Genomic DNA, 13,423 nt, shown 5'->3' with positions numbered 1-13,423 from the left:
CTGCCTGCGACCGAAGGGGGCAGTGTGGACCAGTCCGGGGACCCGGGCCCGCCCGTGGCGGAGACGCGCCGGCTGCCCCGGGAGCGGCCGACGGGGGCGGGGCCGTGACCAGGGCCGCCTTCCTCTGGGGCGACGTCCCCACGCCCGCCGAGCGCGCCCGGAGGGGCAAGGCCGCCCGCTCACGGGTCCGGCGCTCCGCACACGCCCGGCTCGACGGGCCGGACCGCGGCCGGGACCCGGTCGCGGTGCTGGAGGCGCAGTCCGCCACCCGCGTGCCCGAGCTGGTCCCCATCCGGTACGGCCGCATGCTCCGGTCGCCGTTCGCCTTCTTCCGCGGGGCCGCCGCCGTCATGGCCGCCGACCTCGGCCCGGCCCCCGACACCGGGCTGACCGTACAGCTCTGCGGGGACGCCCACGTCCTCAACTTCGGCCTGTTCGCCTCGTCCGAGCGCTCCCTCGTCTTCGACGTGAACGACTTCGACGAAACACACCCCGGCCCCTTCGAATGGGACCTCAAGCGGCTCGCCGCCAGCCTCGCCGTCGCAGGACGGGAGAACGGCTTCGACACCGCCGAGCGGACCGCCGTCGTCCGCGAGGCCGTGACCGCGTACCACCACAGGATGCAGGGCTTCGCCGGGATGCGGACCCTCGACATCTGGTACGCCCAGGACGAGGCCGAGGACCTGCGCGCCCTCGCCGCCGAGGGCGGGGACCGGATCCGGCGCCGGACCGAGCGGCTCGTGGCCAAGGCCCGCACCCGGGACCACCTGCAGGCCGCAGCCAGGCTCACCCACCGCGTCGACGGGAAGCTGCGGATCGCCCCCGACCCGCCGCTGGTCGTCCCCGTGTCCGAACTGCCGGACGCCCCCGCGGCGGGCGGCGCGCGGGCCGCGGCCCAGGACACCGCCCTGCGCGGGCTCATCGACGCCTACGCCCAGAGCCTGTCCGCCGAACGCCGGCAGCTGCTCGGGCGCTTCCAGGTCGCCGACATGGCCCGCAAGGTGGTCGGCGTCGGCAGCGTCGGCACCCGGTGCTGGATCGTGCTGCTGACCGGCCGCGACCAGGAGGACCCGCTGCTGCTCCAGGCGAAGGAGGCCGGGCCGTCCGTCCTGGCCCCGTACACGGCACCCGTACCGTACGAGAGCCAGGGGCAGCGCGTGGTGACCGGCCAGCGCCTGATGCAGGCCGCCGGGGACATCTTCCTCGGCTGGGAGCGCGTCACCGGCGGCGACGGGCGGCCGCGGGACTTCTACGTGCGGCAGCTCCACGACCGGAAGGGCTCCGTGCCCACCGACGGGATCCGCCCGAAGGGCATGCGGCTGCTCGCCCGCGCCTGCGGGGCCTCGCTCGCCCGCGGCCACGCCCGCTCCGGCGACCCGGTCGCCATCGCGGCCTACCTCGGCAGCTCGGACACCTTCGCCCGGGCCCTCGCCGCCTTCGCGGAGGCGTACGCCGACCGGAACCAGCAGGACCACGACGCCCTCGGCAAGGCTGCCCGGGAGGGCCGCGTGCCGACGGCGGAGGGCTGAGGGGGCGCCGTGACCCCGCGGGGCCGAACGGGCCTCGGGGCGGAGCCCCCGGACCCCGGTCCTCACGTGCCGGACGGGCTCGACGTCACGCCCGGTCCGGAGCCCCCGGCGGAACCCCGTGTCACGACGCCTCCTCCAGCGCCGCCCGGAGCCGTCGGGCCTGCGCGACCAGCTGGGAGGTGCCCTTGCGGGCCGCAGCCTCGGCCAGCCCCCCGGGCAGCGGGCCCGAGGCCCCGCAGTGCTCCACGCAGTCCGCGGCCACCGCGAGGAGCTCGCCCGCGCCCCGCGCCGCCGCGCCGTCGCCGAGGACGGCGGGCAGCGCCCCGGCCAGCACCGACCAGACCGTCGCCCGGGCACCCGTGGCCGCCGCGGTCCGGGCCGCGTCCGCCAGCCGGTTGGGCTTCACCGTGCCGAGCTCCAGCAGTTCGGCCAGGTCGCGCCCGAGCCGTTCCGCGTCCAGCTCCCCGCGTCCGGCCAGGCAGAGCAGGGCGTCCACCGCGCCGAGCCGGTCCTCGGCGTGCCGGGCACCCAGGCCCGTGGCCACGGCCAGGTGCAGCACCGGGCCCGCCGCCCCGCCCAGTGCGGCCAGCGGGGAGAGCAGCGCCCCGGCCCCCCGCTCCTCGACGGTGGCGCAGGCGGTGAGGTCCGGCAGCAGCCACAGGGCCTGGGCCTCGCGGTCCTCCGGCAGCACCGTGAGGCACGCCATCCGGGCGCCGGTCCAGTGCCAGCAGCGTGCCTCGCGGCGGGTGAAGGGGGCGCCCAGGCGGTGGAACACCCGCGGGAGCCCTCGCACCCAGGGGCGCTCCGCGGATTCCACCACGATCCGCCGCACGCTCTCCCGGTCCCGCCCCCACCAGTGGTGCGGTGCGGAGGTCCCGTCGTCCACGCGGCGGACGAGCCGTGCCGGCTCCTCGTCCGTGCCGGCCAGCCGGGCCGCGAGGCGCACTCCCCACGGGGTGCCCAGCGCCGCCGCCTCGCCGGCCGCCTGCGGATCGCGCCGCACCCGCAGCAGCGCCTGCGCGAAGTCCACCGGGGCGGGGGTGAGGCCCCGGCGCCCGTACTCCGCCAGACGGGCGACGAGGTCCACGGGCTCCACGGAGGCCGAGTCCCAGCCGGGCGTGGCGAGCAGGAACGGCAGCGGGTCGGTCAGCAGCCGGTGCGCCGCCTCGTGCATCCGGGTGGCCGCGATCCGTTCCACCGTGTCGTGGATGCAGGGGTCGCCGGAGCGGACGGCCGGCCCGTCGCCTTCCGGCCGGAGGTCGCGCGCCTCCACGCTGCCCAGGACGGCGGCCGCGACGAGCTCCACGCCCGACAGGTCCTCGGGGTCGGCCCGCCGGGTCCCGTCCGCCGCCCAGTAGCGGTGGGCGATCGCGGGGCGCAGCGCGGCCGCGAGCCCCTCCCGGTCCCGGTGCGCGTGCCGCACCAGCAGGTCGAGGGCCAGCTCCGTCTCGATGACGTTCTTGGCGGAGGCGGGGGAGTTGACCACGGCGGCGACCAGTTCGACGGCCTCGGCCACCGACTGCCCCGAGGTGTCCAGCCGGCACCGGACCGGCGGGGGCGGCAGGACCTCCTCGTAGCCGGCCGCCGCCTCCGCGCATGCGCCGGGGTCGCCGCCGAACAGCTCGGCGGCCACCCGCTTGAGTCCCGGATTGAGCTGCTCGGCCGCGAAGGCGAGTTCCTCGCGCACCTCCGCGTCCTCGGCCCGCAGATGGGTGGCGATCAACCGCAGGGCCCGCTCCTGCAGGGCGGTGTCCGCGTGCCCGAACGCCGCCCCGACGGCCGGCAGCAGCACGGACCGGTCGCCCCGGTCCCGCCGCAGCGCCTTGCCCAACAGCACGAGCTGGGCGCGTACGAGCTTCTTCTCGGGCCGGAAGAGCACCGCCGCGGACATCTCGGCGAGCCGGTCCGCCGGCAGCCGGCGCTCCGCGAACAGCCCCGACAGGATCCGCTGCGCCCGGCCGGCGGTCGGCGACTCCGCATCGGCGGCCAGCGCGATCCAGTCGGCGGTCCGCTCCGCCCGCTCGTCCACGGTCGGTTCCAGCACGTCCAGCAGGTCCGCGTAGAAGGCCAGACGGGCCGCCCGGCCCCCGCGCAGCAGCCGGGCGACGCAGCCGTCGATCAGGCTGCTGCGCTCGACGAGCCCGTCGGCCGCGAGGCGCGCCAGCTCGGCCGGCCAGCGGCCCTGCGCGGTGGGCTCCTCGTACCAGGCGAGGCACGGCGCCGGTTCGGCCGTCTCGAAGAGCCGCGGCACGAGCTCCTGTACGTACGGATCCTCGCGCAGGGCCGTCCGCAGCGGCCGGGGGCGGTGCCCGCCGCGCCGCCCGCGCCGCCCGCCCTGCTCCCCGGTGGCGAGGTCGAGTGCCCACGCGTGGACGAACCCGTCACTGCCGGGGGCGGGCGCCCCGGTGTCCTTGAGCAGGGCGCGGATCAGCGGGTAGTCCGCGGCGACGGTCGAGGCGCGGGCGGCGAGCCGGTGCGCGACATCGGCGCGCCAGGCGGGGGCGCGCCCGGCCAGCAGCGCCGCCATGGCGTCCGCGTCGGGGCCCCCGCGCACGTCGCGCAGTTCGCGCGCGGCTATCCAGGAGGCGGCTGCCGCGGCTCCGGTGTGGCACCCCGCCCCGGCCAGGTGCAGGGCACGCGGCAGGTCCTGCTCGTCCCAGCGGCGGCTCCAGTCCCAGCCGCGGATCTCCCGCCGCAGGGCGGTCAGTTCGGGGAGGAGGCCGCGGCGGTCGGCCTCCGTGAGCGGGGCGAGCAGCCCGCCGACCAGGTCGTGGCGGCCGGCGCGGACGGCGTCGAGGAGGGCGTTCATCGGTGTGCTCCGGTGCTGGTGGTGGCGGTGGCGGTGCCGGGGGCGGCGGATCCGGCGGTGGCGGGGGCGGCGGCCGCCCGGCGGGCGGTGCGGACGGCGAGGGCGTGCTTGCAGGGCCCGCGGCGGCCCCGGTAGTCGGCCCACCAGCGGCAGGTGCAGCCGAGCACCCCGCCCGCGCCCTCGCGGACCTGGTGGCTGCGCTCGCCGGAGCGCACGGTCGCGGTGGCGTCGGGGTGCAGGGTGACCGCGCCCTCGGCGACCAGGGCCCGGGCGGCCACCAGGCGGGGGTTGTGGCGCTCGGCGCGCCGTGCGTCGTACGGGAGTTCGCGGTGGAAGTAGGCGGCCTCCGCGGTGTCGTACCCCACCCGGCCGGCCGTGCCGAGCCGGACCACGGCGGCGCGGACCCGGTCCGGGCTCAGACCGCTCTGGTCGGCGAGGTCCGCGATGTCGATCCGAGGCTCCCAGGCCAGCAGCACGGACACCAGCTCGGCATCGGCGGCCGCCTCCTCGGTGGCGAGCGCCTCCAGGACGCCGCCCTCCCCGGAGAACCCGCGGGCCGGATCCGGGGACAGTGTGAGGGTCAGCCGCATACCGGGCAGCCCCACCTCCCACGCGGCCGCGGTCGGGGCCCCGTCGTGGCCGGCCGGCCCGTACACGCGCAGTCCGGTGGCGTGCCGCAGGACCCGCTGGAAGGCGCCCAGCCGCTCCGGCCCGGGCAGGCAGACGGCCCCGGGCACCGGCCGGGTCGTGGGTCGCAGGGTCCGCCCCGCCGGCACCACCCACAGCCCGGACCCGCCGCGGCCCCTGCCGCCGCTGTGCGGCAGCGACCGCAGGAAGCGCACCGTCTCGGCCGCGGACAGCTCGGCCCGCAGGTCGAACCCGGCGGTGGCCACCTGGGATTCGGCGAACCCGCGCAGCCAGCGGTCGGGCAGCGGCACCTTCTTCTCCACCACCGGCCCCTCCAGGGTGGTGACGGCCAACTCGTCGGGGCCGACCGTCAGGTGCAGGGGCTCGTCCCCGGCCAGCCGGGAAAGGGCCTGCCGCAGCGGGTTGTTGACGTCGACATTGGTGGTGCCGTGCCCGGTGTCCGCCCCGTCCAGCCCCTCCGGGAGCACGTCGAGCCGCGCGTACACCCCGCAGCACCCGGAGAACGACTCGAAGCGCAGCCGGTCCCCGTTGGCCGTGACCACCGGGTCCAGCGAGGCGCGCAGGGTCGGCTGGTGGTAGCGCGCGGCGGCGACGTCCGCGACCGCCAGCAGTGCACGGGCGGCGGCCTGAGGGGCACTCAGGAACCCTGCGAAGAACTGCGGATGGAGCTCGGGACCGGCGGGGGTCAGCCCGCCGGCCGTCTCCAGACCGAGGAGACGGCGGTCCCCGGCGGAGCTGAGGGCAGACGGGCGCACATAGGCAAGTGCCTGAACGGAACGGCTCATGCACGGCAACGTATGCGCCGGCACTGACAATGCCCGGCGCCGTCCACAGGGGCCCCGGACGCGCTCAGTTCACGGGGTGGCCGGCCCCGTCCACGGGGATGCCCAGCCGGTCCGCCACAGCGGTCAGGGCCGCGCCCAGCGGCAGTGCGATGCGGGTGACGGCGTGCCGGTCGCCCCGGGTCGCGTCCCGGTTGACGATCAGCACCGGCTTCCCGGCCTCGGCCGCCTGCCGGACGAACCGCAGCCCGGACATCACCGTCAGCGAAGACCCCAGGACCAGAAGGGAGTTCGCGGCCCGGACCAGTTCGCGGCAGTGCTCCACCCGTGCCGGTGGCACGTTCTCACCGAAGAACACCACGTCCGGCTTGAGGATCCCGCCGCACACCGCGCACGGCACCACGCGGAAGTCCCCGACCTGCTCGTCGGTGAGATCCGCGTCGCCGTCCGGGTTCATGGCGGCCGCCACCGGCGCGAAGCCCGCGTTGGCCGCCTCCAGCCGCTCCGCCACCTCGCGCCGCGGGACGGCGGCACCGCACGAGAGGCAGACCACCCGGGCCAGGCTCCCGTGCAGCTCCACCACGCCCGCGCTGCCCGCCGCCTGGTGCAGCCCGTCCACGTTCTGGGTGATCACCCCCGCGAGCAGCCCCCGCGCCCCGAAGGCGGCCACGGCCCGGTGCCCGTCGTTGGGCCGGGCCCGTCCGAACGTCCGCCACCCCAGATGGCTGCGCGCCCAGTACCTGCGCCGGGCCCGGTCGCTGCCCGTGAAGTCCTGGAAGGTCATCGGCGTGTGCCGGCTCAGGCTGCCTCCCTCGCCCCGGTAGTCGGGGATGCCGGACTCGGTGGACAGCCCCGCCCCGCTGAGCACCAGCACGCCCCCGGCACCCAGCGCCTCGGCGACCGGCCCCGGGTCCCCCGTGCCCGGCGGCAGGTCCCCGGTGGGCGTCCAGCTCAGAGTGGGTCGCATACGCATGCCGCAAGCGTACGAAACCCCGCGCTGCCCGGCAGGGCACCGCCCGGCCGGCCCCTTGCCCTCGCCGTCCGGCGGCGGGCGTCCGTGGGGCCGTGGGCGGGCAGGCCGGAGCCCGGAGCCCGCAGCCCGGGCCCCGGGCCCCGGTGCGCAGGGCACTCGCGCCCCCGGGCCCCGGCCGGCCGCCGCCCCCCGTGTGGCGCGGGCCGCTGCGCTCAGCCCAGGCGGTAGACCGTGAGTGCGCCCGGCAGCTTGTCGAGGAGGAGGGCCGGCGGGGCCGTGGCGTATTCGCCGTCGTAGGCGAGGGGGGTGCCCGGGGGGATGCCGTCGATGCGGAGCCGGCGCAGGCGGGTGGCCACGTGGAACGGGGAGCGCGAGAGCGGTCCCGCCAGGGCCGCGGCGAGCAGGCGCGGCCCCGGGCGGCCGCCGCCGTGCACCAGGCGCACGTCGAGCAGCGCCTCGTCGAGGCGGTCCCGGCGCCGGGGCATCGGGCCCGAGCCGTGGTACGTGCCGTTGCCGGCGAACAGCAGCCAGACGCTGCGCGGCCGCCCGGCCGGCCGCAACGGCACCGGGTGCCCGGTGCGCAGCACCCGCCAGGCCGCCAGCACGGCCGCGGGTCCGCCGCCGATCCGAGGAGCCCACCGCAGGCGGTGGCGGAGCAGCTCGGGGTACGCGCCGATGCTGAAGGTGTTCAGGAAGTAGCCGGGACCCTCCCCGGGCCCCGGCGTGAAGCGGCCCACGCCGACCCGGACCGCGCGCCCCGCGGCCACCGCGCGGCAGGTCTCCTCGGTCCCGGCGAGGCCGAGGTCCAGCGCGAAGTGGTTGAGCGTCCCGCCGGGGAACACCGCGAGCGGCACTCCCGCCCGCAGCGCCGCCGCGGCCGCGGCGTTGACCGTGCCGTCACCGCCGCACACCCCGAGCACGGCGGCCCGGGACGCGGCCGCCGCCAGCACCCCCGGCAGCTCCTCGCCCTCGCACTCGACCACCTCGGCCCGCGGCAGCAGCTCCCGCACCCGCTCCAGCCCGGCAGCGGCCGCGGTCCCCGATCCGGCGTTGACCACCACCACGAGCCCGTCCCCGTCGGGCAGCGCGGGCGCGTCGCCCGCCACCGGCTCGTCCCCCGGCACGATCCGGCGCTCCTCGGCCCGGCGGGCGATCTCCCGTACCGCGAACCCGGCCGCCACGCCCAGCGCGGCACCGGCGGCCACGTCGGAGGGGTAGTGCACGCCCGTGTACACGCGGGAGAACGCGACGGACACGGCGAGCGGCGCCAGCACGGCGCCCCAGCCGGGGGAGTGCAGCGCCAGCCCGGTGGTGAACGCGAATGCGGATGCCGAGTGCCCGGAGGGGAACGAGGTGGTCCGGGGCTGGACCGCCAGCTGCCGTTCCAGCGGTACGCCCTCCAGCAGCGGCCGGGCCCGCCGTACGGACCACTTGCCGATGGTGTTGATCGTCCCGGAGGCCAGGGCGAGGGAGGCGGCGCCGCGCACGGCCGCCTTGCGCGCCCCGGCCGAGCCGAAGGCGCAGATGGCCAGTGCGGCCCCGCCCCACAGCACGCCGTGGTTCGCCGCCCGCCCCAGCCGCGGCAGCACCCGCTCGGCGGCGGGCCAGTGCCGGCGCGCCACCGCATCGAACAGGGCCCGGTCCCACCGGGCCGCGACTCCTCGCCAGGTCACTTGCTGATCAGCCATTTCCAGCGCCTACCCCGGCACGCGGATCCGGAACCAACCGACCCGCCGCCCGGCCCAGCGCGCCGGGTGGCGGAAGGCGGTGCTCCGACCGTACGGCACGGCGGCCCGCCGGGCCCGGGGTCCTGGCAGGACTCCACCGGCGCCCACGCCAGGAAGCCCAGGGCCGCCGTGCACATCCCCGGGCGCCAGGCGTCGGCCCGCACCCACGGGCCTTCGAAGGCGCGGCGGACCGCGGCCGCGGCGGCATCGGACAGCGCATCCGGTGCGCCGGCGGCCTCCGGCGCGGCGGGGTCGCCGTCAGCGCCCTGGAGATGCCCCAGAACGCCGCGCGCACGCCTGGACCCCGGTCAGCCTCCGCCGCCCGGAGCGACCAGGCCCGTCTCGTACGCGGCGATCACGGCCTGGGCGCGGTCGCGGACGCCGAGTTTGGCGAAGACGCCGGTGATGTGGTTCTTCACCGTCGAAGCGCTGATGTCCAGGGATGCGGCGATCTCCGCGTTGTCCAGGCCGGACGCGATCAGACGCCACACCTCCGTCTCGCGCGGGCTGAGGTCCTGCGGACCGGCCGCCGGCCGCGGATCCGGGCGCTCCGGGGTGCGTACGTACGCGGAGATGAGCCGGGTCAGCAGCCGCGGCGCGACGGCGGCCTCGCCGCTGCGCACCACCCGTACGGCGGCCACCAGGTCCTCCGGCGACACGTCCTTGGGGAGGAACCCGCACGCCCCGGCGCGCAGCGCCGCGACCACGTACTCGTCCATGTCGAAGGTGCTCAGCGCGAGCACCCGGCAGTCCGGCAGATCGCGGGAGAGCCGGGCGGTCGCGGCGACCCCGTCCATGACGGGCATCCGGATGTCCATGACGACGACGTCCGGCCGGAGCCGGTGCGCGAGCTCCACCGCCTCGGCCCCGTCGGCGGCCTCGCCGACCACCTCGCAGGACGGGTCGGGCCCCAGGATGAGGGCGAGCCCGCGGCGGACCAGAGGCTGGTCGTCGGCGATCAGGATCCTGGCCGGCGCGCCGCCGGCGGCGCGGGGTGCGGGCCCGGCGTCCGTCATCGTGCACTCCGCTCGCCGGCGGCCGCCAGCGGCAGCCGGGCCGCGACGCGGAACCCGCCGCCGCGCACCGGTCCGGCGTCCAGGTCCCCGCCGTGCAGGGCGACCCGCTCCCGCATGCCGATCAGCCCGTACCCCGATCCGGGCGCGGGCCCGGCACCGGGGTCCGCGCCCGTCCCGTCGTCCGCCACGTCCACCCGTACCTCCCCTTCCCCGTAGGCCAGGACCACGGAGGTGGGCGATCCGCCCGCGTGCTTGCGGGCGTTGGTCAGGGCCTCCTGCACGATCCGGAAGACGGCCAGCCCCACGCTCGGGGGCAGCGCCCGCTCCTCGCCGCGCACGGCGAACGAGGTGGGCAGTCCGGCCCGGCGGGACTCGGCGACGATCCGGGGCAGGTCTCCGACTCCCGGCTGCGGGGCGTCGATCGCGCCGTGGGACGTGAACTCACTCCGCCCCCCGCCGCCGGCGGATCCGTCCGGTGCCCGGCCCGCCGGCCGCCGCGCACCCCGGCCCGGCTCCGGCCCTGCGGACCCGGACCTGCCCTCCGGCTCCGCCTGGTCGTCCGCCCGCAGCACGTCCAGCAGCTGCCGCATCTCGCGCAGCGCCATCCGGCCGGAGCCCTCCAGATCCAGCAGGGCCGCCCTGACCACCTCCGGGTCCCCGGCCAGATTGGCCCGGGCGCCGCCCGCCATCAGCTGCATCGTCGTGATGTGGTGCGCGACGATGTCGTGCAGCTCCCGCGCGATGCGCCTGCGTTCGGCTGCCACCGCCCGCTCGGCGAGCAGCCGCCGGTGCGCCTCCTGCTCGCGCTGCCAGCGGTTCACGAGCAGCGCGGCGCCCACGACGAGCACCGCGGCGACCGCATTGGCCGCCAGGTCCACCAGCGGCGGCCGCCGGCCGAGCCCGAGCAGCGGCACGAGCACGGCGGCCACCGCCGCCGCGGCCGCCACCGCCGGGCCGCGCGACCGTACGACGGTGTAGAGGGCCACGACGACCGCGGCGTTGAAGTGCTGCCCGAGGGGCACGGTCACGTCGAGCACCAGACCGGCCGCCAGCACCGCGGCGAGCGCAGCCACCGGCGCCCGGCGCCGGGCCAGCAGGGGCAGGGCCGAAACCATCAGGAGCAGACAGCCCGACGCCGGCACCCGGCCCAGATCGTTCTGACTGGCGAGCGCGAAGCCGATCAAGTCCACCGCAGCGGCCCCGACCGCGACCAGCGCGTCGTTGCGCGTCCACGGCATCCTGTTCTTCCTCCCTGCCCCGGGCCGCCCCTCCGGCCGCCCGCCCGGTGATCCATTCTCCCACCGGGCCGCGCCCCCGCCCCGGGCCCCCGGGACCGTTCCCGTCTGGGAGCAGGGTCCTGGTCCGCGGCCCCGGCGGGCCCGCGCTCCCACCCGCGATCTCCTCCCCGGCCCCGACGATCCGCCCCCGGCCCGCTGATGAGCTGGACACCGGCCGGGCACGAGACCGGCCGGGCGCCGGGAGACCGCCGGCGCCGGACCGTCCCGAACCGTCCCGACCCCGGAGGACCCTTCCGTGATCCGCGCCCTGACCGGATTCGCCACCCGCAACCCATGGCGGGTGATCGCCCTGTGGGCGGTGCTCGGCATCGCCCTGACCATCCTCGGCGGGGCGCTCGTCCACCGCGTCACCCGGCCCGCGGGCGGGGACTTCCTGCCCCGTACGTACGACTCGGCCGCCGCGCAGCGCATCGCCGAGGAGCGGTTCGGGGTGGAGCCCGACGCCCATGCCGTGACCGTGCTCGTCGCCCGCGCCGACGACCGGCCCCTGACCGCGGCCGACCACCGCCGGGTACGGACGGTTGCCGCGCACCTCGGCAGCACCCGTGTCCCCATGCCGAAGTCCGAGGACCGGCCGACGCTGCTCGCCCTCGACCACTCCCAGACCCCGGCGGTCGCCCCGGCGATGACCGCACCCGACGGCAGCTTCGACCTGCTGACGGTCCGGCTGACCGGCAACTCCGCCGACCCCGGCCTGCACGACGTCTACCGGGCCTTCCGCGACCGGGCGCAGGAGGAGTTCGGCGCGGCCGGGCTGCGGGCCGGCTTCACCGGAGGCCTCGCCGACCTGGTCGACACCACCGACGCGGAGGAGACCACGCAGACGGTCGTCGGGCTGGTCATGACCGGCCTGATCGTGCTGGTCCACGTCCTGGTGTTCCGGAGCCTGCTCGCCGCCTTCCTGCCGCTGCTCGCCGTCTCCGTGGTCGGCGGCGCCGCCACCGGGGCCGTCGTCGGCACCGCCCTGCTGACGGGGATCCGGCTCGACACCTCCACGCCGGGCCTGATCGGGGTGGTCCTCATCGGCATCGGTGTGGACTACCTGCTCTTCCTCCTCTTCCGCTTCCGCGAGGAACTGCGCGCGCACCCGGCGGCGCCGCACCGCCTGGTGGCCGCGCGGGTCTGCGGGCGCGTCGGCACCGCCGTCACCTCGGCGGCCCTGACCATCGTGGCCGCGTTCGCCACCCTCGGCGTCGCGTCCTTCGGCCAGTTCCGGGTGCTCGGTCCGGCCGTGGCGGTGTCGGTGCTCGTCATGCTGCTGGCCGCCCTCACCCTGATGCCCGCCCTGCTGGCGGTGACCGGCCGCCGCATGTTCTGGCCCTCCCGGTCCCTGACCCGCGAGCCCCGCCGCGGGGCGGCCGCCGCCCTCGGCACCGCCGTCGCCCGCCGCCCGCTCGCCCTCGCCCTCGGCTGCATCGCCCTGCTGGGTGCGCTCGCGGCCGGACTCCAGGGCATCCGCATGGACTTCGGGGTGGGCGGCGGCGCCCACGACACCCCGGCCGCCGCCACCGCAGCCGAAATGGCCCGGGTCCTGCCCGCCGGGGTCTCCGACCCCGCGAGCGTGTACGTCACCGCCGACGACGGACGCCGGCTGACCCCGGCCGCACTCGGCGGCCTGCCGGGCGCCCTCGCCCGCGTCGAGGGAGTCGGCCGGGTCGGCACCCCCGTCCTCAGCGCCGACCGCACGGCCGCCCGCATCGACGTCTACCCGACCGCCGACTCGCAGACCCGGCGCGCCCGCGACCTGGTCTCCGGCCCGCTCCGGGACACCGTGGCCGCCCGCACCCCGGCAGGCCTGACCGGCCGGGTCGGCGGCACCGCCGCCGTCTTCGCCGACATCTCCACCGCCGTCGACCAGGACCTGCGGCGGGTGTTCCCCGTCGCGGCCGCCCTGATCGCGCTGATCCTGCTGGTCCTGCTCCGCAGCCTGCTCGCACCGCTGGTGCTGATGGCGAGCGTCGGCCTGTGCTTCGCCGCCACCCTCGGGGCCTCCGCCCTGGTCTTCCAGCACCTGGGCGGGGAGCCGGGCGTCAACTTCGTACTGCCGCTGGTCCTGTTCCTGTTCGTCGTCGCCCTGGGCACCGACTACAACATCCTCATCGCCGACCGCATCCGCGAGGAGATGGCCCGGGGAGGCTCGGCGCGCGCCGCGGTGGCCCGCGCCGTCCGGCACACCGCCCCGGCCATCGCCACCGCCGGCGTGGTCCTGGCCGCCTCCTTCGGCAGCCTCGCCGTCAACTCGGCCCCCTCCACCCGGCAGATCGGCTTCGCCACCGCCCTGGGTATCCTCCTCTCCGCCTTCCTCCTCTCCTCCGTCCTGGTCCCGGCCGCCGCAGCCCTGCTGGGCGGCTCCCTGTGGTGGCCCCTGGGGCCCTCCGGCCCGCGCCGCGGGCAGCCCGAGGAGACCGCGCCCCGGATGCCGTCCCCGGCGCTGCCCGAGAAGCCGCGCGTACGCACAGCGGACGGCTCTTGACCCGGGGAGCGGTGGCGACGTAGCTTCGGGCGCATCACTCGTGGGTCCAGGGAAAGGGGCGAATTCGGATGTCCGTCATCTCCGCGTCGTCCCGCCTCGCCCACCAGGTCGCCTGGGCTCCCGGCCGGGTGGCACACGGCTGCTAGGGCCTGTCGTCAAGGTCCGGCA

General features: G+C 77.5%; 8 protein-coding genes. 2 read left to right on the top strand and 6 right to left on the bottom strand.

All coding sequences use genetic code 11. The annotated features are described in order from the left end of the window. The first annotated feature begins 104 nt into the window (after positions 1 to 104). Positions 105 to 1,529, top strand: a complete 1,425-nt coding sequence (locus ACZ407_RS09970; protein ID WP_468127067.1) for a DUF2252 domain-containing protein — start codon at positions 105 to 107, stop codon at positions 1,527 to 1,529. Positions 1,530 to 1,650: 121 nt separating this feature from the next. Here ACZ407_RS09970 and ACZ407_RS09965 read toward each other — a convergent pair whose 3' ends face one another. The 6 genes from ACZ407_RS09965 to ACZ407_RS09940 form a co-directional block, all read right to left on the bottom strand. Next, positions 1,651 to 4,338: a DUF6493 family protein gene (locus ACZ407_RS09965; protein WP_468127065.1), complete on the bottom strand. Its 2,688-nt coding sequence runs from the start codon at positions 4,336 to 4,338 to the stop codon at positions 1,651 to 1,653. Continuing rightward, positions 4,335 to 5,771, bottom strand: coding sequence for an SWIM zinc finger family protein (locus ACZ407_RS09960; RefSeq protein ID WP_468127063.1), 1,437 nt, complete (start codon positions 5,769 to 5,771; stop codon positions 4,335 to 4,337). Before ACZ407_RS09960 ends, ACZ407_RS09965 begins: the two co-directional genes overlap by 4 nt. A 64-nt stretch (positions 5,772 to 5,835) precedes the next feature. After that, complete coding sequence (locus ACZ407_RS09955; protein WP_468127061.1) at positions 5,836 to 6,741, bottom strand: NAD-dependent protein deacetylase; 906 nt, start codon at positions 6,739 to 6,741, stop codon at positions 5,836 to 5,838. A gap of 212 nt (positions 6,742 to 6,953) precedes the next feature. After that, complete coding sequence (locus ACZ407_RS09950) at positions 6,954 to 8,429, bottom strand: phosphatase PAP2 family protein (protein ID WP_468127059.1); 1,476 nt, start codon at positions 8,427 to 8,429, stop codon at positions 6,954 to 6,956. A gap of 347 nt (positions 8,430 to 8,776) precedes the next feature. After that, a complete protein-coding gene (locus ACZ407_RS09945; protein WP_468127058.1) occupies positions 8,777 to 9,484 on the bottom strand; it encodes a response regulator in 708 nt (235 codons plus the stop codon). Next, positions 9,481 to 10,722 carry a sensor histidine kinase gene (locus ACZ407_RS09940; protein WP_468127056.1) on the bottom strand — a complete coding sequence of 414 codons (1,242 nt, stop codon included), beginning with the start codon at positions 10,720 to 10,722 and terminating at the stop codon, positions 9,481 to 9,483. Before ACZ407_RS09940 ends, ACZ407_RS09945 begins: the two co-directional genes overlap by 4 nt. A 295-nt stretch (positions 10,723 to 11,017) precedes the next feature. On the opposite strand from ACZ407_RS09940, the gene ACZ407_RS09935 reads away from it, so the two are divergent. Further along, positions 11,018 to 13,255, top strand: a complete 2,238-nt coding sequence (locus tag ACZ407_RS09935; RefSeq protein ID WP_468127054.1) for an MMPL family transporter — start codon at positions 11,018 to 11,020, stop codon at positions 13,253 to 13,255. The last annotated feature ends 168 nt before the right edge of the window (positions 13,256 to 13,423 follow it).

The sequence above is a fragment of the Streptomyces sp. NPDC030809 genome (genome assembly GCF_055572195.1).
This window is presented reverse-complemented; position numbering and strand designations above follow the sequence as displayed.